General features: G+C 39.4%; 15 protein-coding genes and 1 pseudogene. 11 read left to right on the top strand and 5 right to left on the bottom strand.

Annotated elements, in window-relative coordinates; genetic code table 11:
- Positions 1–370 precede the first annotated feature (370 nt).
- The 6 genes and pseudogenes from OC457_RS04770 to OC457_RS04795 form a co-directional block, all read left to right on the top strand.
- Positions 371–3,487, top strand: coding sequence for a DNA translocase FtsK 4TM domain-containing protein (locus tag OC457_RS04770; RefSeq protein ID WP_080173537.1), 3,117 nt, complete (start codon positions 371–373; stop codon positions 3,485–3,487).
- An 89-nt stretch (positions 3,488–3,576) separates the two neighbouring features.
- The gene (gene lolA / locus OC457_RS04775; protein WP_080173539.1) at positions 3,577–4,197 is read left to right on the top strand and encodes an outer membrane lipoprotein chaperone LolA; all 621 of its coding nucleotides are present in this window, start codon (positions 3,577–3,579) and stop codon (positions 4,195–4,197) included.
- A 64-nt stretch (positions 4,198–4,261) separates the two neighbouring features.
- A complete protein-coding gene (locus OC457_RS04780) occupies positions 4,262–5,608 on the top strand; it encodes a replication-associated recombination protein A (protein WP_306341380.1) in 1,347 nt (448 codons plus the stop codon).
- A 126-nt stretch (positions 5,609–5,734) separates the two neighbouring features.
- Positions 5,735–7,042 carry a serine--tRNA ligase gene (serS, locus tag OC457_RS04785; RefSeq protein ID WP_080173543.1) on the top strand — a complete coding sequence of 436 codons (1,308 nt, stop codon included), beginning with the start codon at positions 5,735–5,737 and terminating at the stop codon, positions 7,040–7,042.
- Positions 7,043–7,334: 292 nt separating this feature from the next.
- Complete coding sequence (locus OC457_RS04790; RefSeq protein WP_080173545.1) at positions 7,335–7,553, top strand: hypothetical protein; 219 nt, start codon at positions 7,335–7,337, stop codon at positions 7,551–7,553.
- Positions 7,554–7,822: 269 nt separating this feature from the next.
- Positions 7,823–9,586: pseudogene (locus tag OC457_RS04795) on the top strand (bifunctional metallophosphatase/5'-nucleotidase); the annotation flags it as partial.
- Positions 9,587–9,677: 91 nt separating this feature from the next.
- On the opposite strand, the gene OC457_RS04800 reads toward OC457_RS04795, so the two are convergent.
- Complete coding sequence (locus OC457_RS04800; protein WP_080173548.1) at positions 9,678–10,235, bottom strand: sugar O-acetyltransferase; 558 nt, start codon at positions 10,233–10,235, stop codon at positions 9,678–9,680.
- A 762-nt stretch (positions 10,236–10,997) separates the two neighbouring features.
- Between OC457_RS04800 and OC457_RS04805 the strand changes: the two genes are divergently transcribed.
- Together OC457_RS04805 and OC457_RS04810 are read left to right on the top strand one after the other, a co-directional pair.
- A complete protein-coding gene (locus OC457_RS04805) occupies positions 10,998–11,555 on the top strand; it encodes a hypothetical protein (RefSeq protein ID WP_144379577.1) in 558 nt (185 codons plus the stop codon).
- A 232-nt stretch (positions 11,556–11,787) separates the two neighbouring features.
- The gene (locus OC457_RS04810) at positions 11,788–12,297 is read left to right on the top strand and encodes a peptidase (protein ID WP_080173551.1); all 510 of its coding nucleotides are present in this window, start codon (positions 11,788–11,790) and stop codon (positions 12,295–12,297) included.
- Between the two features lie 219 nt (positions 12,298–12,516).
- Here OC457_RS04810 and OC457_RS04815 read toward each other — a convergent pair whose 3' ends face one another.
- The 4 genes from OC457_RS04815 to metG all read right to left on the bottom strand — a co-directional run bounded on the left by OC457_RS04815 (position 12,517) and on the right by metG (position 19,441).
- Entirely contained in the window at positions 12,517–13,836 is a 1,320-nt protein-coding gene (locus tag OC457_RS04815) for a dicarboxylate/amino acid:cation symporter (RefSeq protein WP_080173553.1), read from the bottom strand.
- A gap of 414 nt (positions 13,837–14,250) precedes the next feature.
- Positions 14,251–15,579 carry a CoA-disulfide reductase gene (locus tag OC457_RS04820; protein ID WP_080173555.1) on the bottom strand — a complete coding sequence of 443 codons (1,329 nt, stop codon included), beginning with the start codon at positions 15,577–15,579 and terminating at the stop codon, positions 14,251–14,253.
- 71 nt (positions 15,580–15,650) lie between these two features.
- Positions 15,651–17,051 (bottom strand): L-cystine transporter, encoded by a 1,401-nt coding sequence (locus OC457_RS04825; RefSeq protein WP_080173557.1) that lies wholly within the window; start codon positions 17,049–17,051, stop codon positions 15,651–15,653.
- 347 nt (positions 17,052–17,398) lie between these two features.
- The gene (gene metG / locus OC457_RS04830; RefSeq protein WP_080173558.1) at positions 17,399–19,441 is read right to left on the bottom strand and encodes a methionine--tRNA ligase; all 2,043 of its coding nucleotides are present in this window, start codon (positions 19,439–19,441) and stop codon (positions 17,399–17,401) included.
- Between the two features lie 259 nt (positions 19,442–19,700).
- Between metG and apbC the strand changes: the two genes are divergently transcribed.
- The 3 genes from apbC (at position 19,701) to dcd (ending at position 22,364) form a co-directional block, all read left to right on the top strand.
- Complete coding sequence (gene apbC / locus OC457_RS04835; RefSeq protein ID WP_080173559.1) at positions 19,701–20,789, top strand: iron-sulfur cluster carrier protein ApbC; 1,089 nt, start codon at positions 19,701–19,703, stop codon at positions 20,787–20,789.
- 149 nt (positions 20,790–20,938) lie between these two features.
- Positions 20,939–21,583, top strand: a complete 645-nt coding sequence (udk, locus tag OC457_RS04840) for a uridine kinase (protein WP_080157880.1) — start codon at positions 20,939–20,941, stop codon at positions 21,581–21,583.
- A 187-nt stretch (positions 21,584–21,770) separates the two neighbouring features.
- On the top strand, positions 21,771–22,364 hold the full coding sequence (gene dcd, locus OC457_RS04845) for a dCTP deaminase (RefSeq protein WP_080173561.1): 594 nt from the start codon (positions 21,771–21,773) through the stop codon (positions 22,362–22,364).
- Positions 22,365–22,374 lie beyond the last annotated feature (10 nt).

The following is a 22,374-nucleotide window of genomic DNA, read 5'->3' on the forward strand; positions in this document are numbered from 1 at the left end:
TTTAATTATCCAAACGGATCGATGAATTGACATAATGATGAATTTATTTGTTTACTGAGCGTCTAAAATAAATAGCGGTAAATTGTTATGTGAGAATTTGCTTTTATTGCTGATTCTTAAAAAAATTTTATTTTAAAGGGCGACGAACACAGACAATGTGGTCTTTTAGTATAGAATGATGGCATTAAGATATTCACTTTATATTTGTGAGTTTGCCGACGATATTGCTGGGTATTTGATACAGGGTTGTTATTAACAGCAAAGTCGTTAAGTGGTTGTTGAAAATATCAGCATGTTGGCAAAACATTCGAATTTGATAGAAACACCGGAGTTATTCTTGAGGAAGTTTAAAGGTAAAAAACTGCCCAAAATGCGTTTATCAGGTGGGCAACGCATTATTGAAGGTTTTTTGATCATCAGTATTTTGGTTGCCATTTATATGATGGTAGCACTCGTCACATTTAATCCTGCTGATCCATCTTGGTCGCAGACTGCTTGGGAAGGTGTCGTTCAGAATAAAGCCGGTTCGTTTGGGGCATTAGTCGCAGATACACTATTCTTTATTTTTGGATCACTGGCTTATATTATTCCTGTTGTCTTAGTGTCATTAGGGTGGTTTATTTTCCTTCGTCGCACCAGAATGCTGTCATTGGATTATATGGTCTACGGTACACGTTGGTTAGGATTAATGTTATTAATTTTAAGCAGTTGTGGATTAGCAGATCTTAACTTTGATGATATTTGGTATTTTTCATCGGGCGGTGTAATTGGTGATGTGGTTGCTAATGTATCACTACCATTATTGAATGCATTAGGGGCAACTTTGCTGCTGATGTTCGCATGGGCGATTGGTTTTACCTTATTTACCGGCGTATCATGGACAACAATTGTTGATCAATTGGGTGAAAAAACGTTATCAAGCCTAACGTGGATACTGAATAAGTTACGTTCAGATAAACATGAAATGATGCGTCCGTTTGCCACTGAAATTGTTGCTGAAGCGGATATGCCTTATGCTAAGCATCTGCATGACGTTAATGATGGACAAGATGATCCATTATTATCATCTTATACTCAGCCTTCTCATTCTGTCGCACCTTCTTTTGAGCGTAAAGATCCGGTTTATACCGCCGCACATACAACGCCAATTATTCGCTCAACCGTTGCCGTAGATCCTTTAATGGATACTGTCACACCCGTTGAACCTCAACCGTATGTAGCGCCAGCAGAACAAGTAGTACCGCATGTTGAACCTCAGCCATACGTAGCGCCAGTAGAACAAGTCGCGCCACAAGTTGAACCTCAGCCGTATGTAGCGCCAGTAGAACAAGTCGCACCACAAGTTGAACCTCAACCGTATGTAGCGCCAGTAGAACAAGTCGCACCACAAGTTGAACCTCAACCGTATGTAGCGTCAGTAGAACAAGTCGCACCACAAATTGAACCTCAACCGTATGTAGCGCCAGTAGAACAAGCAGTACCGCATGTTGAACCTCAACCGTATGTAGCGTCAGTAGAACAAGCAGTACCGCATGTTGAACCTCAACCGTATGTAGTGCCAGTAGAACAAGCTATACCACAAGTTGAACCTCAACCGTATGTAGCGCCAGTAGAGCAAGCTATACTACAAGTTGAGCCTCAACCATACGTAGCGTCAGTAGAACAAGCTGCACCTATGCAAGGTTTATCGGTTTCTGCGCTTGAGCGTGAACTTGAAAAAGATGAAGACTTTACTGTTGCTGTAGATGAGCAAACACAACATGTGATTAATAGCGTTGTTAGCGAGCAACCAGCGGTATCACAAGTTTATGCTGAACCTGTTGCGGCGTCTTTTACACCGACGGCGAATGTTGATACCTCAGAAGAGGGATTAACAGATGACGAAATTTTCCTAAAACGTATTCGTGATAAGCAAAAAGAACAAGCGCATCTTGCTGGATTAGATAATCCGTTCTTAATGCAAACAGAGCCTGATCTTCCCGTTCCCACATCACCAATGCCAACATTAGATTTATTACAGCCTCCACGTAAAACGGTTGATAAAGCCTCAGATGAAGAGTTGCAGGCGATTGCAACCTTGATTGAATCAAAACTTGCTGATTACAAAATCAAAGCTCAAGTTAAAGGTATTTATCCCGGTCCAGTGATTACGCGCTATGAATTAGATCTTGCTCCTGGGGTAAAAGTTAGTCGTATTTCTGGGCTATCAAAAGATTTAGCACGTGCATTATCAACGACATCAGTACGCGTGGTTGAAGTGATCCCGGGTAAACCTTACATTGGTTTAGAACTGCCGAATAAAAGCCGTGAGACGGTCTTTATGTCAGAAGTGATTGCCAGTGAGCAATTCCAAAATGTCGGTGGAGCACTGCCTATCGTGCTTGGTAACAATATTGCGGGCGAAGCTGTTGTTGCTGATTTAAGTAAAATGCCACACTTATTGGTTGCAGGTACCACAGGTTCGGGTAAATCTGTGGGTGTAAACGTAATGATTTTGAGCTTGCTGTATAAATGTAAGCCTGAAGATTGCCGTTTTATTATGATCGACCCGAAAATGTTGGAATTATCTATTTATGAAGGTATTCCACATTTATTGACAGAAGTTGTTACTGACATGAAGGATGCAGGTAATGCATTGCGTTGGTGTGTTGGTGAAATGGAACGCCGTTATAAGTTAATGGCAAAATGTGGCGTACGTAGCCTTGCCGGTTATAACGCGAGACTAGAAGAAGCAGCTGCAGCAGGGCATCCAATCCACGATCCATTGTGGAAAGCGGGTGATACCATGGATGAATACCCACCATTACTGGAAAAAATGCCAAGTATTGTGGTTATCGTCGATGAATTTGCTGATTTGATGATGGTTGTTGGTAAAAAAGTGGAAGAGCTAATTGCACGTTTAGCACAAAAAGCACGTGCAGCCGGTATTCACTTAGTATTAGCCACCCAACGACCATCCGTTGATGTTATCACTGGTTTGATTAAAGCTAATATTCCAACGCGAATGGCATTTACAGTATCAACTAAAACAGACTCACGGACTATCCTTGATCAAGGTGGTGCTGAAACCTTGCTTGGTATGGGTGATATGTTGTACTTACCGTCGGGTCAAAGTCATACTATTCGTGTGCATGGTGCATTTGCTTCTGATGAAGATGTACATAATGTCGTTAATGATTGGAAAGCACGTGGTCGACCTCAATATATAGAAAGTATTATTGATTCAAACCAAGGCGCGGATGGTTTACTTCCTGGAGAAGCACCGTCTGGTGAGGATGATTTAGATCAGTTGTTTGATGAAGTAGCCGTCTTTGTTACAGAAACACGTCGAGCGTCTATTTCAGGCGTACAACGTCGATTTAAGATTGGCTATAACCGTGCCGCACGTATTGTTGATCAATTACAAGCGCATGGCATCGTGAGTGCTCCGGGGCATAATGCTAATCGTGAAGTGTTAGCACCACCGCCAGTACAACATCACGATTAATTGGTAACAATCTATAAGCACTAAAGTGTAAATAAAGCCGCTGTGATAGTGATTGTCACAGCGGTTTAATACTAAAGAGGTTAGCGAATATGATGAAGAAACTCGTAATGAGCATGCTAGTTGCCGCGCCAATGTTGGTTGCGTCAAGTGCATGGGCTGCAACGCCGCAACAAGCACTAAGTAGCCGTCTTGATAAAGTGAATGCATTTAGCGCTAACTTTACTCAAAAAGTTACCAGCCCAGATGGTGAGGTTTTAGTCAATGGTACTGGCGATTTATCGATTAAACGCCCTAATCTATTTCGTTGGAAGACCAAAACACCTGATGAAAGCCTGTTAGTTTCTGATGGTAAAACCGTATGGTATTACAGTCCGTTTGTTGAGCAAGTAACGGCAATGTGGCTAAAAGATGCTACTGAGCAAACGCCATTTGTATTATTAACAACAAATAGTGCGAGTGATTGGTCGAAGTATAATGTTGCTCAATTGGTGGATACATTTACGCTAACACCAAAAGATAAAACCTCATCAATGGATAAATTCGTGATCACGGTATCAAAAGCGGGTGATGTACGAAATTTCTCCGTTGTTGAAACGGATGGTCAACGCAGTCAATATGTATTGAATGATTTTAAACGCACGACGCCAGCTGCAAGTTTATTTACTTTTACACCGCCTAAAGGTGTGGAGTTAGATGACCAACGTAACTAATTATCATTGAATTTTATTATGAGAAAGGTGGCGAATAAGCCACCTTTTTCTGTCTTAGGGAGTCATTATATTGAATAATTTCAGCCTAGATTTTTCCTCAGATTTTAGACCATTGGCTGCAAGAATGCGGCCAAGAACGGTAGAGGAATATATTGGTCAACAACATATTCTTGGCGAAGGTAAGCCATTACGCCGAGCATTAAAAGCAGGCCAACTGCATTCAATGATTCTATGGGGACCACCCGGTACCGGTAAAACCACGTTGGCTGAAGTTGCTGCTAATTATGCTAATGCTGAAGTTGAGCGAGTATCTGCAGTTACTTCTGGCATCAAAGATATTCGTGCTGCGATAGATAAAGCGCGGGATAATAAAATGGCTGGCAGACGGACTATCCTATTTGTTGATGAGGTGCATCGGTTTAATAAAAGTCAGCAAGATGCCTTTTTACCGCACATTGAAGATGGCACTGTTACCTTTATTGGCGCGACTACTGAAAATCCCTCGTTTGAGCTTAATAACGCACTGTTATCTCGTGCGCGAGTGTATAAATTAAAATCCCTTGAAGACGATGAAATTCTTGAAGTGATCGAACAAGCTCTTACGGATAAAGAACGTGGAATTACTGAAACTGATTTTGTGTTTGTTGGTGAAGTAAAACAGCAATTAGCGCAATTTGTACGGGGTGATGCGCGAATGTCGCTAAACTATCTTGAACAGTTGATTGATATGGCTGAAGAAGATAACAAGGGCATTAAGCAAATTACGGTTGAGTTATTAGCCGAAGTCACGGGTGAAAAAGTTGCTCGGTTTGATAACAAAGGCGATCTTTGGTACGACATGATTTCTGCGGTACATAAATCTATTCGTGGTTCAAATGCCGATGGTGCGCTGTATTGGTTTGCGAGAATGCTTCAAGCGGGGTGTGATCCGTTATATGTTGCCCGTCGATTATTAGCAATAGCTTCAGAAGATATTGGTAATGCGGATCCGCGAGCGATGCAAGTTGCGGTGTCGGCATGGGATTGTTATACCCGTGTAGGCGCGTATGAAGGTGAACGCGCGATAGCCCAAGCTATTGTCTATTTAGCCTGTGCGGCTAAAAGTAATGCGGTGTATGTTGCGTTCAATTTAGCGAAAGCCGATGCGCGTGAATTTCCTGATTTTGAAGTACCGCCACATTTGCGTAATGCACCGACCAAATTGATGAAAGAATTGGGTTATGGTGAAGGTTATCGTTATGCTCATGATGAACCTGGTGCTTATGCTCCCGGTGAAGTGTATTTACCGCGTGAAATTCGTGATCGGGTTTATTATCAGCCTTCAAAACGGGGTCTAGAGATAAAAATATCAGAAAAGTTGGATTATCTGGCTTCTTTAGATGCAAAAAGCCCGCTAAAGCGCTACCAATAATAAGGCTTTTTGGGTATCGTTAAGTGATTGGCAACAATTTGTTAGGGTTGCCTCCCAACTACAACTATTTTAATAAGAAATGCCTAAATAACGCGCATTTCAGACTATTAAGAGCACAGGATTAGCATGCTAGATTCTAAATTACTTCGAACTGAGCTGGATGAAACAGCTGCAAAACTCGCGCGTCGTGGTTTTAACCTTGATGTAGAAACTTTACGCAACTTAGAAGAGCAACGTAAGTCTCTTCAAGTAAAAACAGAAGAGCTTCAAGCACAGCGTAACTCGCGATCGAAGTCGATTGGTCAGGCAAAAGCGAAAGGTGATCACGCTGAAGCTGAGCGTATTATGGCAGAAGTCGGCAACCTAGGTTCTGAGCTTGATGAAGCAAAAACAGCATTAGCTGAGCTTCAAAGTCAACTTGATACTATCACTCAAATGCTACCAAACATTGCTGATGAGTCAGTACCAACAGGTAAAGATGAGTCAGAAAACGTAGAAGTATTTCGTTGGGGTCAGCCAAAAGCTTACGACTTCGAAGTAAAAGATCACGTTGATCTTGGCGAAATGGCTGGTGGTCTTGATTTCGCAAGTGCTGTGAAAATTACAGGCGCACGTTTTATCGTAATGAAAGGTCAATTTGCTCGTCTACACCGCGCAATTGCACAGTTCATGCTAGATCTTCACACTGAAGAACACGGTTACACAGAAATGTATGTACCGTACCTAGTAAACGCTGATAGCCTATTTGGTACAGGTCAATTACCTAAATTTGGTGAAGATCTATTCCACACTCAACCGCTAACAGAAAAAGTGAATGATGAAGAGCCACGCGTGCTTTCATTAATTCCAACAGCAGAAGTGCCTGTTACTAACATGATGCGTGACACCATTACTGATGAAGCAGATTTGCCAATCAAGATGACTGCACACACGCCATGTTTCCGTTCAGAAGCGGGTTCTTACGGTCGTGATACACGTGGTCTTATTCGTATGCACCAGTTCGATAAAGTTGAGCTAGTTCAGATCACTCGCCCTGAAGATTCAATGGCTGCACTTGAAGAACTAACGGGTCACGCTGAGAAAGTACTACAACTTCTAGAGCTACCTTACCGTAAAGTCGTACTTTGTACTGGCGATATGGGCTTTGGTTCTTGCAAAACTTACGACTTAGAAGTGTGGGTTCCTGCTCAAGAAACTTACCGCGAGATTTCTTCATGTTCAAACATGTGGGATTTCCAAGCGCGTCGTATGCAAGCACGTTTCCGTCGTAAAGGCGAGAAGAAGCCTGAGCTACTACACACCCTAAACGGTTCTGGTTTAGCTGTTGGTCGTACTATGGTTGCTATTCTTGAAAATAATCAAGAAGCAGATGGCCGTATTATGATCCCTGAAGTACTTCGTAAATACATGCGTAATGCAACGCACATCGGTTAATTACTGATACTGCAATAAGCATTAAATTAAAGAACCCAGTCGATAGGCTGGGTTTTTTTATGGAAAAAAATCGTGAGATTTAAAGGGATAAAAGATAGAGATCATGAGTATCGAGAAGGTGAGTATTGATTTCAAAGTATAAGATTGCTGATTACTTTGTAAAAATATTAAAAACATATCCAATCTTTATTATGTTTTTTATCAGATAGACTCGTTAAATATTGGATATGAATGTAAAATATTGCTTCTTTAGTATTTGGGTTTTTTGAGATTTTTTGTTAGGGATAATTACATGCCGCAACAGTATTACGACAAGTTAGTTAAACAACTAGCGATTATTATTATTAATAAACCTCATGCTGCAATAGCGGTTGAAAATACATTATATCTTTTAGAGCGAGAGCTAAATAATTATAAATCTCAACATCGTATAGATGAGATAACCACTCAAGAATGTATTGGTAGAATGGATAATACGTATAATAAATTTTGCTGTAAGCTGCGGCGTTAAATTTAATACTTAATAAAGGTCGCTTAGGCGACCTTTGTTATAGGTTTCGATATTTCAAAGCAATAATGTGATTACTTTCCCTTACATCGAATACATTGGTTCTTATTCTTTAAACTCTATCTTTTACGCTAAATGTAAATATTCCGCCATAAACCACATAATTAATATGCATTTTTGGAATATTAATATATTTGACTGTGTATAATTATGCTCTTATGCCATAGGTGGTTTAAATCAACGGATGAGTAATTCAAGTAATGAATAAGAATATTTATAAAACAGTATTATTTTCCCTTCTAGTAAGTTCCCCCGCTGTTTATGCAGAACAAGTCGATATTACAATTTTAGGTACATCTGATCTTCATGGACGATTTATTCCTTGGGATTACACAACCGATAAGCCTAATTTGTCTGGTAGTTTGAGCCAAATTGCGACCAAAGTGGGCGAGTTAAGAAAGCAAGATCCTGAGATTATACTCGTCGATGCAGGTGATGCGATTCAGGGGAATAATATTGAAACCTTTAAAAATGATCCCATTAGCCCAATGATGTTAGGCTTTAATCAATTAAAATATGATGCTTATGTATTAGGTAATCATGAATTTGATTTTGGCTTGAAAGCACTTAAAAATACCATTACCACTTTTAACGGTACACCACTTGCGGGTAATATTTTCCATAATGCGACCTCTCCTTTTTTACCGGCTTATAAAATCGTTGAACGTAAAGGTATTAAAATTGGCATCATAGGGATGGATACACCCATGATCGCCGCTTTTGCTAATGGCAGTGATCGGTTGCAAGATTTGACCTTTAGTAACCCAAGTTTGGAAGTTAAAAAAGTCATAACCAAAATTAAAGATAAGACAGATGCGATTATTTTAGTGGCGCATATGGGTATCGATAATGAAAATAATATTGCTGATACTGGTGTCGGTGATATTGCGCGTGCCAACCCAGAGTTAGCCGCCATTGTTGCGGGTCATATGCACGTTAAAGTAGATAAGGCGATGATCAATGGCGTTATTATTACTGAACCGTATAAATATGGTCGTGCGTTATCTCGTATTGATTTGAATTTTAAAAAAGATAATCAGGGAAAATATACCCTGATCAACAAAGATAGCTTCACTTACAATATGAATAAATTACCATCGGACATGTCGATGGAAACTATCTTTAAGCCTTATCATCATAAGCTTCAGCAAGATGCTAATAAAGTTATTGGTCAATTAGCAGGGCAAGACCTTGTACCGAAAAATACCATTAAAGGCATTCCAGATAGCCAATTACACGACACTGGATTAACGTCACTTTTCCAAGAAGTTGGTTTTTATTTTGCTCCGCAAGCCAATGTTATTGCCGTTCACCTTGATAATATGAATCCATCGTTACCTGTTGGCGATATTAAAGTTAAAGATATTAACTTTAACTATGAATATGCAGGTGGTGAATATACGGTTTATGAAATGACGGGAAAAGATTTAAAAACATATATGGAATGGTCAGCGGGCTATTTTAATAGTGTGAAGCCTAATGATTTAACCTACAGCTTTGATGCGAAACGACGCTCATCAAAATACAGTACTCACGATATTTTCGGTGGTGTTACTTATCAAATTGACTTAACCAAAGCTGCTGGTCATCGTATTACCAACCTTAAAATGAATGGCAAGCCCGTTACGGATGCACAAACTATTAACTTAGGTATGAATAGCTACCGTATGGGACATTTAACGAAAAAAGGTGGAGTACTTGAAGGACGTAAATTTAAGGTGCTGTTTGATTCAAAAGCCCATTACGGCACTGAAGCGGGCACTATTCGTCAATTAACCATGCGCTATATTCGTGAGGTTAAAAAAGGCCATATTACAGGTAAAGCTGAAAATGATTGGTCGGTTATTGGTTTATCAACCTCACAAGCCGATCAACAACGAATGGCGGAGTTAGTAAATAGCGGTAAAGTGGCACTACCAAGTATTGATAATGGTCGTTACACCAATACTGCGGCATTAACAGTCGCCGATTTAGTTCGTAATACACACTAATTTATCCATTGCGGTTGTTGGTTGTATTATATTAAGTACGCTAACAAAGGGCACATTGGGTGCCCTTTGTTATTTTCTATTGATTTTCGTGAATAACTCTAATTAATTTTGCAGGTGTACCACCATAAAGAGAATCGGCGGGTACATCGCAATTAACCATAGAATTTGCTGCAATAACAGAGCGTGCGCCAATGGTCACACCTTGATTGATTACCACGTTGCCGCCAACCCATACATCATCTTCAATCGTAATTGTATCCCAGATAGTTTTCCAATTACGGCGATTACGATAATCTAAGTCATGACTTGCACAGTAAAATTGTGTATTTGGACCAATTAAGACATTGTTACCAATAGTGATTTTAGCACCATCTAACATAGTGACATTCATGTTGATGTAGGTGTTTTCTCCAATCGAAATTGTCTTACCAAATTCACAATAAAACGGTGAGCGCACAATACTGGATGGCGAAATATTACCCATTAGCTGTTGAAACAGTTCATCACGCTGAGAGTTATCTATATTTTGGTTAATAGTCTGTAATAGATTTAATGCATTTTGACGAATATTCTCAATACAATCTGAGCCAGCATCAAAGTCTTTGCCAGCTAACATTTTTTCAAATTCAGTCATGTCGTCTCTTAATTTATTCTGTATGAGTTTATTTAACGATAATTTTATCACTGGTGGTGTTATTTATTTATCACTCGGTATTATAGATGAGACAGTGAGTCATATTTTTGTTATTTATTCGAAAAAAGCAGCAGTGAATACCAAGCCCAATCTCGTCACTCTCTATAATAAATGCCAAGCCCAACCCCGTCATTCTCTACAGCGAATGCCCGCGAGGGCGATAGGGAATCTACTAATCACGTATTGTAGGGATAATTTTATCTATTTTAGGGATTATGACTGTTAAGTATCGCCAATTAGGTGCTTTCATTGTTGTTAACATGAGTAACAAATTAAATACACCATGTTTAGGCTAATTATTTTGAAGAAAACTTATCAAAATAAGACGTAAGCGATACTTTTTATATGAATAGAGATCGTATTGGATCGCATAATATGCATACTGTTAAATAGGGCTGTTTTTAGCAAAAAGTAATACTAAATGTTGAATGATGAGGTTTTATAGCTTTAAAAATAAGAAGATTGGGATGGAATTAAAGCGGTTCTGATCAATTGAAGAAGTAGCGCAAGTAACTGGCATAACGTATTGAAAGTATTTTGGAAAGTGTATGTAGAACTGAACTTTGGCAGATTACATGTACGTATATCAAAAACTAAGTAATCTTAATCATTCTTTAGTAATTTTATTTGATAAAAAATAGTTACAGTTTATTTTATAGAGTTAACATGATATATAGAATAAAAAAGCATAGTACTAAAAACATGAATACATTTGATTATATTTTAAATCTATACTCAGGAAAGAAAATTCCAGATGGACGGTATCTGTGTAATGCGAATTATGTTCCATTGTGTTACGATACGGATAATTTCATCTCAACAACAACCCTCGTATATGATGTTGATGTTTATATTCTCCCATCGTATGAAAAAATATTTCTATCTAACGGAGATGAATTAGAGCGAGTTGATCCTCCTGTAATGATCTCTGATGGCTCATTATGTTTAGCATTCGCCTTAAAAAGTGATGATAACTATCCTAAAAAAAATAAATTTTATTTATTTTTATCTGTAATCGCTAATGTTTATAAACGTGGAGGCTTATTTTCTAGCCAAAAAATAATTCAATCATTAGTAACTATCCATATTTCAAGTCTACCCTATATGACACATTCTCCTTCTAGAGATGATATTGGAGATGTTTGGACTAGCCCTGAAGTAGTATTAGATCATAACGGTAGAGATAATCTTCATCGCGCTATACATGATTCGATAAATTATCATCTGATACCTAAAGTTGTAATGCCGAAAATATTATGAATGTTAAATCCAATAAAAATTTAATTATTTTTTGATTATATATTCAGTTATAAATATTTATTTTTAAGAGGTCGCCTAGCGACCTTTGTTATCTCTGGATGTTGCCGCGTGTATCCACATAAGATGGTGACACTTGTACACAAGACCCATACCGTATTTTGTAACATTTATTTTATTGGCAGCTTTCTTTTTTTTGTATATAAAACAGCAAAATCCCTACCACGTAAAATAAATGAAAATAATATTATTAGCTGTAGCCTTATCTTTAACTGGATGCGCCCAAATTCAAGATTATAAGACTGTTGATGTAGCTTTAAATACATCATTATCAACATCTATTGGGGGTAGCTTTTTTAGTATCGCAAAAACAAAAGATTTACCCAATGCATTCGGTAAAGCTGATATTTATGGTGGAAAAGTCAATATAGGTCATTCAGAATTACGATATCAAGGTTTGACAAAAGATAATCAATTAATATTACGATATACCGATGTAACTATTCATTCTGATGAGAATGTCTTTACACGTTATGGAAATAGTTCATCAACTATTTCTTCTGGATATAATGGTAATATTACAATCACACATGCAAATAAGAGAGATGCTAACATCTCACAATTACCACCTAATACCATAGAATTTCTTTTCCCATTAAACAAGAAAGTGTTACCAATTGGTGGCTATATTGTAACAATTATTGATGCTACACCATATGATGTTAAATATACAATATCGCAATAAAGATAATAAAAATGTAATAATGTACGAGTACGCATAAATAGCCATACTGTTAAATACCGTCCATCGTGGCGGTATTTTTATATTCGAAGCATAACCATCAATCAGAGAGTAGCTGTTTCTCGTCCCTAATACCTCGTCCCTATAACCCCATATCCCAAATCAAAAAAAGGGCACATAATGTGCCCTTGAGTTATGTTGTGTTCGCAAGTTTACTTGCTGTTATGATTTCTGTGGTTGCGGCTGAGGATGAAAACGTACTTGCTCATCTTCTGTTGCTGCTAGTGGATCGTTGAAACGATCAACATCCATTTCACCTTCAGACTTAGCGACAATACAGGTTACAACGCTATCACCCGTGATGTTAACGGCGGTACGTACCATATCAAGTAGACGGTCAACACCCATAATCAGTGCAATACCTTCAACCGGTAGACCGACTTGGTTAAGTACCATCGCTAGCATAATAAGACCAACCCCCGGAACACCCGCCGTACCGACAGAGGCTAATGTTGCCGTTAAAATAACCATGATGTAATCAGTCATTGTCAGGTCAATATTAAACGCTTGGGCAATAAATACCGTAGCCACACCTTGCATGATAGCGGTGCCGTCCATATTAATGGTTGCACCCAGTGGAACAGTAAATGATGCAATCTTATTATTAACACCTAAACGCTTGGTTGCCGTTTCCATTGTCACGGGAATCGTTGCGTTTGATGATGCGGTAGAGAATGCAAACATCACAGCATCTTCCATTTTCTTTAAGAACGTTATCGGACTTAAACCTGTAAACGCTTTTAGCATCACGCTGTAAGTGACTAATGCATGTAGTAATAATGCAGCGACTAAGACTAAGAAATAGTTGATTAAACTAAAGATCGCATCTAAGCCTAATCCGGTGAACAATTTTGCCATTAAGAAGAACACACCGTATGGAGCAATGTTCATTAATAATGCGACTAGCTTCATGATCACTTCATTTAAATCAGCAAAGACTGCTGCCAGACGCTCGCCCGGTTTACCTGCGGCACTGATTGCAATACCAAATAAAACCGCAAAAACAATAATTTGAAGGGTATTACCATTAGCCATTGCACTAATAGGGTTGGTTGGGAACATACCAACAATAACGCTACCGAGTGATGGTGCTTCTTTAGAAGCAAATGTTGTTGCTGCGCTTAAATCAGCCCCTGCACCTGGCTGGAAGATATTTGCCATGGTCAATGCAAGGGTAATCGCTAAGGCTGTCGTTGTTAGATAAAACGCCAGCGTTTTACCACCTAAACGGCCTAGTGTTGCTAAATCTTTTAATGAACTAGTACCACAAACCAATGATACGAAAACAAGAGGAACAACCAACATTTTTAAGCTGGCAATAAAGATTTTGCCACCAACATCAAACAGGCCGTCTACGATGTAGTTATGAATAAAAGCGACATCAGCAAAAAGGGAACGGATCATAAATCCTGTCAGAATACCTAACACCATACCGAGAATAACTCGGCCAGTCAGTGACATTTTTTTCTTTTCTGTAGTCATTAAAACTTATCCTTATGTTTATTCACCCTGTCCTTGAGTATTCAGAGTGCCTTCGGAGAGTAGCAGTTATTCATCTGTTAACGCGAAGTAATAATTATGATTAACTGCTAAATTTTGCGTTGCATCACAAATTTTATACCGAATTCATGTTTATAAAGTCTATTTTTAACTATTTTTTAACAAAAAATACGATTGAAATATGTAACTTGATAATAAAACGTTGTTTTTTCGAGGTGTGTGATCGGGATTTTCGAGGATTAACGTTTAGTAGGAAAAATGGCATATAAGAAGTTTATTTGTGGAAAGGTCAAAATTAGAAAAAAGAGAGCAGTAAGACAGCCACGTATTGTACGGTTGAAACGTCATTAAAATACGTGACTGTAAGTTATATATTGGTGTGGTTAGAGCTGGGGATTATTTAGCAACATTACCAGCGACATTCATAATATCCCAAGTACGTGCAAAAGGAGGGGCGTAAGCAAAATCCATCATGCCCAATTGTTCTGTTGTTGCGCCAAGACTGATGGCAACAGCAAGGGCATCAACACGATGAACAGCACCTTTATTACCGATCATTTGACCACCAAGTAATTGTTTAGTATCAGAACGGTAAATCAATTTAACATAAAGCGGTGACTGGCCTTCACAGTAGTTGGTGTGGCATTTATCGCTGATGTATACGGTATTGTAATCAATATTTGCTTGTTGGGCTTCACGTTCAGAAAGTCCTGTACGTGCGGCTTCTAAGCCTAATACTTTGACACAGCTTGTGCCTAATGTGCCGGCATAATTAAGGTTTTTCCCTGCGATATTTTCACCCACTAAGCGACCCATTTTATTGGCACCTGTTGCGAGCGGAATATATACGGGTTGTTGTAATTGCGCATGCCAAATAGTGGCACAATCACCGGCTGACCACACATTAGTAAGCGATGTTTTACCTTGTTGATCTATAATGATTGCGCCATTAGCTAAACGTTCAATACCCGTCGCGGCAATAAAATCAGTATTGGGTTTAACGCCAGTGCAGCAGATTACTAAGTCCGTTGCATAAATGTCTTTATCAGTTTTGATGCTAGTTACGCGATCATCCCCCATGATCTCACAGACAGATTCTTTAAGATGAATTTGTACGCCCGCACGTTCAAGTTCAGGTTGAATGTGCTGACTAATTTCTATATCAAATGCATCCGGAATTAGGCAAGCAGCCCGTTCAATTAAGCGTACTGTTTTACCCTGATGGATCATCGCCTCTGCAACTTCTAAGCCGATAAAACCTGATCCAATAATAGTGACATGCTGACAACATGGATCGGCAAGGGCTGTTTTAATATCCAAACCATCCTGCATACGACGTAGTGAATAAACCCCTTGTTTTTCAAGACCTATAATTGGAGGTAATATTTCTTTTGCGCCTGTTGCAATCATTACACGATCGTAATTAACGGTATGTGTTTCCCCTTGATGCTCAACAGTAAGTTGCTGTTGTTGCGGGTCTAGATTAACCACTCGATGTTGCGTTAATACTTGGATCCCTTTTTCTGCAAATTGCGCAGGGGTGAATTCGGCCATGAAATTGGCGTCAGAAAACTCATCACCAATATAATACGGTAAGCCACAAGCACCAAAAGAGATCACGTTAGAGGCTTCATAAACAACAATCTCAGCGGTTGGATTAATGCGTTTTGCTTTTGCTGCTGCGCTCATGCCAGCGGCTTCACCACCAATAATGATAATTTTCATATGATTGTTTATTCCTTGAAAAATGAAGAGGGAGGCAATAGACCTCCCTTTAAACGAGTGTTTAATATTGATTAAGCCGCTGATTCTTCGCCATCTAAGTTAACGATATCATCGCTATTAAAGATAGCCATGTCTGTTTCGCCCATCACTTTACTGGTAATTGTTCCTGCAGTGATTGAACCTGAAACGTTAAGTGCTGTACGACCCATATCAATTAAAGGCTCAATCGAGATTAATAGCCCTGCAAGTGCCACTGGCATATCCATTGCTGATAGTACAATCAGTGCCGCAAATGTTGCACCGCCACCAATACCAGCGACACCAAAAGAACTCACGGTAATAATGGCGACTAAAGTACATAGAAAGCCAATATCCATTGGGTTAATGCCCACGGTTGGCGCAATCATTACGGCAAGCATTGCAGGATAAATACCCGCACAACCATTTTGACCAATTGTTGAGCCAAATGATGCGGCAAAGTTAGCAATACCTGATGGAATACCAAGACATTTTTCTTGCGTTTGCACGTTCATCGGTATTGAACCTGCGCTGGTGCGTGATGTGAAAGCAAAAGCCAGTACTGGAATGATTTTCTTTAAGTGACGTAGAGGATTAATACCAACCATCGCTACAAGCGCTAAGTGAATCATAAACATCAGAATTAGTGCTGCGTATGATGCAAAAACAAAGTTCGCAAGGTTAACGATATCGGTATAGTTTGAACCTGAGATCACTTTAGTCATCAGTGCTAATACGCCAAATGGCGTTAGACGTAATACTAACGTTACCATGCGCATCACAATCGTTTGAGCGACTTTAATAAAACTTTCAAATTGGGCGAAAATTTCAGGTTTTTTCTTAGCGATACCGGTTGCAGATAAGCCAATGAAAATAGAAAAGATAACCACTGCAATAGTAGAAGTACGACGCGCACCGGTCATATCTAAGAATGGGTTTGCAGGAATAAACTCAATCATTAATTTAGCAAACGACATTGCTTCTACATTAGAAAGGGTTGATTCAAGGCTCTTAGCGCGTGCCATTTCAGCAGCACCAGAGGTTAAGCCTTCAGCCGTAAGGCCAAAAAGTTGTGCCATTAAAATACCGACACAAGCTGCAATCATGGTGGTAACTATCAAGACGCCAAGAGTGAGGCTACTTATTTTACCTAATGAAGTACCACCATTGAGTTTCAAAATGGCTGAAATGATAGACACCATGACCAATGGAATAATGATCATTTGTAGTAGGCGAACATAGCCTACGCCGACAATGTCAAAATATTCAATCGATGTTTTGATGACCTCAGAGCCTGCGCCATAAAATACTTGGAGTGCGGCACCAAAAGCGATACCTAAACCTAAGCCGGCAAATACACGTTTAGTAAAGCTATAGTGTTTATTTTGCATGTGATAAAGAAATGCGATCAAGCCAACAAATATGGCGAGGTTCGTTACAATACCTAAGGTCATCATGAATCCTTCATATCAAATAAAAAAGAGGGAGTTTTTTATCGTTCCTATATATTTATGGTTAAAATTTGCTGTTTTTATAATTAATTACAAGCAAATTAACGCATCTAATGTAAGGGATATTGTTAGGCGTAAAAACGATCAAGATCGCTAATTATGAAGATGAGATGAAGATTTATTTATAAAATTAGAGTTGACCGCGGAGCTAGATCAATATTCAACAAGCTATTAACAATTAAAAATAAATTGATATATTTGGTGTTATATAAGCTGGTGGTGAATAAAAAAAAGACAAAAAAATACCGATAACAGAGTCATCGGTATTGAGTATTAAAATGGAGCGTAAATTACATTACACGCATACCTGGTTGAGCACCTTCATGAGGCTCTAGAATCCAAAGATCTTTACCGCCAGGGCCAGCTGCAAGGATCATACCTTCAGACATGCCGAACTTCATTTTACGTGGTTTCAGGTTAGCAACCATTACTGTCAGTTTGCCAACAAGTTCTTCTGGTGTGTAAGCTGATTTAATACCAGAGAATACTTGACGCATTTCACCGCCGATATCCAATTGGAATTTCAGTAGTTTGTTTGCTTTTGGTACTGACTCACAAGAAACAATTTTAGCGATACGCATATCAATCTTAGCGAAATCATCAAATTCGATTTCAGCTTCAATTGGTTCTTCTGTTAATGGGCTTTTGGGTTGAGCAGCTTCAATTGCAGCTTTATCAGCAGCAGCTTCTTCTTTTGATGCTTCAACCATTGCAGCAACGTGAGCAGGATCGATACGGTTAAACAATGCCTTGAACTTAGTGACTTCATGGTTTGTTAATGGTGTTTCGATACCTTCCCATGTAAGTGTTTCGTTTAGGAAAGCTTCTGTACGTTCAGTCAGTTTTGGCATTACAGGCTTTAGGTAAGCCATTAATACGCGGAACAAGTTGATACCAACAGTACAGATTTCCTGTAGCTCTTGATCTTTACCTTCTTGTTTTGCAACAACCCACGGTGCTTTTTCGTCAACATACTGGTTAGCTTTATCAGCCAATGCTGTGATTTCACGAATAGCGCGGCTGTATTCACGGCTTTCATAAAGATCGCCAATACGTGCTGCTGCTGCAACGAATTCTGCATAAAGCTCAGGCTCTGCAAATTTCTCAGATAACATGCCGTCAAAACGCTTAGCAATAAAGCCAGCATTACGTGATGCTAGGTTAACAATCTTATTCACAACATCGCTGTTTACGCGTTGAGTGAAATCGTCAAGATTAAGATCGAGATCATCAATACGGTTATTCAGTTTTGCTGCGTAGTAGTAACGTAGGCATTCAGGATCAAGGTGATTTAGGTAAGTACCTGCCTTGATGAATGTGCCTTTAGATTTTGACATCTTCGCGCCGTTGACGGTTACGTAACCATGTACGAATACGTTATTTGGCTTACGGAAACCAGCGCCATCTAGCATTGCTGGCCAGAATAGGCTATGGAAGTAAACAATGTCTTTACCGATGAAGTGGTAAAGCTCAGTTGAACTGTCTTTGTTCCAGAATTCGTCAAAATCAAGATCATCACGCTTATCACAAAGGTTCTTAAATGAGCCCATGTAACCGATTGGTGCATCTAGCCATACGTAGAAGTATTTGCCAGGTTCACCAGGGATCTCAAAACCGAAGTAAGGTGCATCACGAGAAATATCCCACTGTTGTAGGCCTGACTCGAACCACTCTTGCATCTTGTTTGATGTTTCATCTTGAAGTGCGCCAGATTTAGTCCACGCTTTTAGCATGTCTTCAAACTGTGGCAGATCAAAGAAGAAGTGCTCTGAGTCTTTCATGATTGGTGTTGCGCCAGACACAGCTGATTTTGGATTAATCAGATCTGTTGGGCTGTAAGTCTCGCCACAGTTGTCACAGTTATCACCGTATTGGTCTTCTGCTTTACACTTAGGGCAAGTGCCTTTTACAAAGCGATCAGGCAAGAACATTTCTTTCTCAGGGTCAAATAGCTGAGAAATAGTACGGCTAGTAATAAAGCCTTTGTCTTTTAGCTGAGTGTAAACAAAAGAAGCAAGCTCACGGTTTTCAGGTGAGTGCGTGCTGTGGTAGTTACTAAAGTCAATATCAAAACCAGCGAAGTCAGCTTGGTGCTCTTTGCTCACTTCTGCAATCATTTGCTCAGGTTCTACACCCATCTGCTGTGCCTTAAGCATGATTGGAGTGCCGTGTGCGTCGTCTGCACAAATGAAATGAACTTCATTGCCACGAAGGCGCTGATAGCGCACCCAAATATCCGCTTGAACATGCTCTAGCATGTGACCTAAGTGGATAGAACCGTTAGCGTACGGCAGGGCGCAGGTCACCAGAATTTTTCTTGGATTAGCAGCCATAATTACTTCTTTCGCTCATGATGGGTAGAAAAACATAGCTGCAAATACTACCTGATGGACAGCATATTGACTAGCATCGGATAGTGATTTATCCGTTTTAGGGCAGGGGAAATCGGGCAGAAAGGACTCTTTGGTGGTAGCATGACAAAAAAGAGGGAAATATTACCCTACAGCATCAACGTTACTGGTTGTTTTCCATACTAATACTGTAACGTAGATGTTGTTAATAAGTGATGACATTTATGTGGAGTGCTAATTTATGGCAATAGAAACAAACCATTTCGATAGCGTTGGCGATATTCGCCAATGGCTAAATCAATTTGAACATCCACTGTTGAGTGTGGAATGGGCTGATGTACCTCACTTTGTCTCGGTATCTGCTGACGGTATTATCATTATCACGATTCCATTTGCTGCCAACGAATTAGCGCAACAATTACGTCAATGGATTGCAGAGCAACAGCAACAAGGAATCGTCAATGCTGCGCTAAATTTTGAGGTTCGTTGTCGAGTTGCAACATTAGCCGTTGCAGATAAACAACCGCTCAATGGGGTTAAAAATATTATTGTTGTGAGTTCTGCTAAAGGCGGTGTTGGTAAATCAACGACATCTGTTAACTTAGCATTAGGTTTGCAACAACAAGGTGCCAAAGTTGGTCTATTAGATGCTGATATTTATGGTCCATCAGTACCGATGATGTTGGGTACGATGGATGAAAAACCGCAATCAGCGGATGGCAAAATGATGTTGCCAATAGAAGCTTATGGTTTATATACCAATTCAGTGGGTTATTTAGTGCCAGCAGAAAGTGCCACTATTTGGCGTGGTCCGATGGCATCAAAAGCATTGGCGCAAATTATTACTGAAACATGGTGGCAAGATTTAGATTATCTTGTCATTGATATGCCACCAGGTACGGGTGATATTCAATTAACGTTATCGCAGCAAATTCCGGTAACAGGGGCAATTGTTGTCACCACACCTCAAGATCTTGCTTTAGCTGATGCAATTAAAGGTATCAGCATGTTCAATAAAGTGGATGTGCCGGTTCTGGGTATCGTGGAAAATATGAGTTATCACATTTGTAGTAACTGTGGTCATCAAGAGCATATTTTTGGTACGGGTGGTGCGGCTAAAATGGCACAAGATTATGCAGTGCCACTACTTGCTCAATTACCGCTAGATATCAAAATTCGTGAAGATATTGATAATGGTAAACCAACGGTTATTGCCGCTCCTGAGTCAGAACAAGCAAGCGCATACATTATGTTAGCTGCCAATATCGCCAGTCGATTATATTGGCAAGGTGAAACTGTGGCTGAGCAGATTACTATTCGCACAATATAATGGTTAACTAAACAAAAAACGCCGATATTATAATCATATATGACAGATGCCTCATTTTTGCTGGTATCTGTCATTGCAACTGCTTATAATCGGAGGGTTTAATTTATCCATATTCGCCTTGCTACGTGGTCTAATAGGTACTTTCTGATATGTCTGAAACTTCACACCAATGCGTTATTATCGGTATTGCAGGCGCTTCTGCTTCCGGTAAAAGTCTGATTGCCAGTACAGTTTACAAAGAGTTAAAAGAAAAAGTCGGCGATCATCAGATCGGTGTAATCACGGAAGATTGTTACTATAACGATCAAAGTCACCTGACTATGGATGAGCGAGTTAAAACTAACTACGATCATCCAAGCGCACTAGATCACAATTTATTATGTGATCATTTAGAGCAGTTAATGAAAGGTGAAGCAGTAGAAGTACCACAATATAGCTACAGTGAGCATACACGTTTACAAGAAAGTACGACGATGACACCGAAAAAAGTGATCATCTTAGAAGGTATTTTATTGTTAACTGATCCTCGTTTACGCGACATCATGCACGCAAGTATCTTTATGGATACACCACTGGATATCTGTTTGTTACGCCGTCTTCAACGTGATGTTGCTGAACGTGGTCGTACAATGGAGTCAGTATTAGTGCAATACCAAAAAACTGTACGTCCAATGTTCATGCAGTTTATTGAGCCTTCAAAACAATATGCGGATATTATCGTCCCTCGTGGTGGTAAGAACCGTATTGCAATCGATGTGTTAAAAGCACACATTGCTAAATTGCTGCGTTCATAATGATTTAAAATGAATAAGGCTGACAATATGTCAGCCTTATTTTTATAGTTATAATTGTTGGTTATAATCCCGTCACCCGTTGCTAAGCCATCGATAATACTAACTATTATTGATGTGTTTTGTTATACCACTCTCATGTGCAGAGCATTGATAGGATAGAGTGTTTATTATGCAGGAGAGAGCTTAAATGAGACTTTGCGATAGAGATATCAGGGCTTACCTTGATGAAGGAAAAATCAGCATTGAACCACGACCATCAGATGATTGTATTAGTGGTTTAACGATTGATGTGAGTCTTGGAAATAATTTCCGCGTCTTTAATGATCATGGTGCGCCATTTATTGATTTGTCGGGCAAAAAAGAAGATGTAGCAGCCCAGCTTGATAAAGTGATGAGCGATGAGATTGTGGTTGCAGAAGAAGATGCATTTTTCCTACACCCTGGTCAATTGGCATTAGCGGTTACTCATGAGTCTGTAACACTGCCTGATAATATTGTTGGTTGGTTAGATGGACGTTCATCATTAGCCCGTTTAGGTTTGATGGTTCATGTAACAGCCCACCGTATTGATCCAGGTTGGTCTGGGCGTATTGTACTTGAGTTTTATAATTCAGGTCGTTTACCACTGGCATTGCGTCCACATATGCCAATTGGTGCGCTAAGTTTTGAGACGTTATCGGGTTCTGCAGAAAAACCGTATAACAAGCGTATTGATGCAAAATATAAAAATCAGCAAGGCGCAGTGGCAAGTCGTATTAACGAAGACGACAAACAAAGTTAATCTTTTTAAA

Origin of the sequence: Photobacterium toruni, from assembly GCF_024529955.1 — a bacterium.
GTDB classification, from domain to species: domain Bacteria; phylum Pseudomonadota; class Gammaproteobacteria; order Enterobacterales; family Vibrionaceae; genus Photobacterium; species Photobacterium toruni.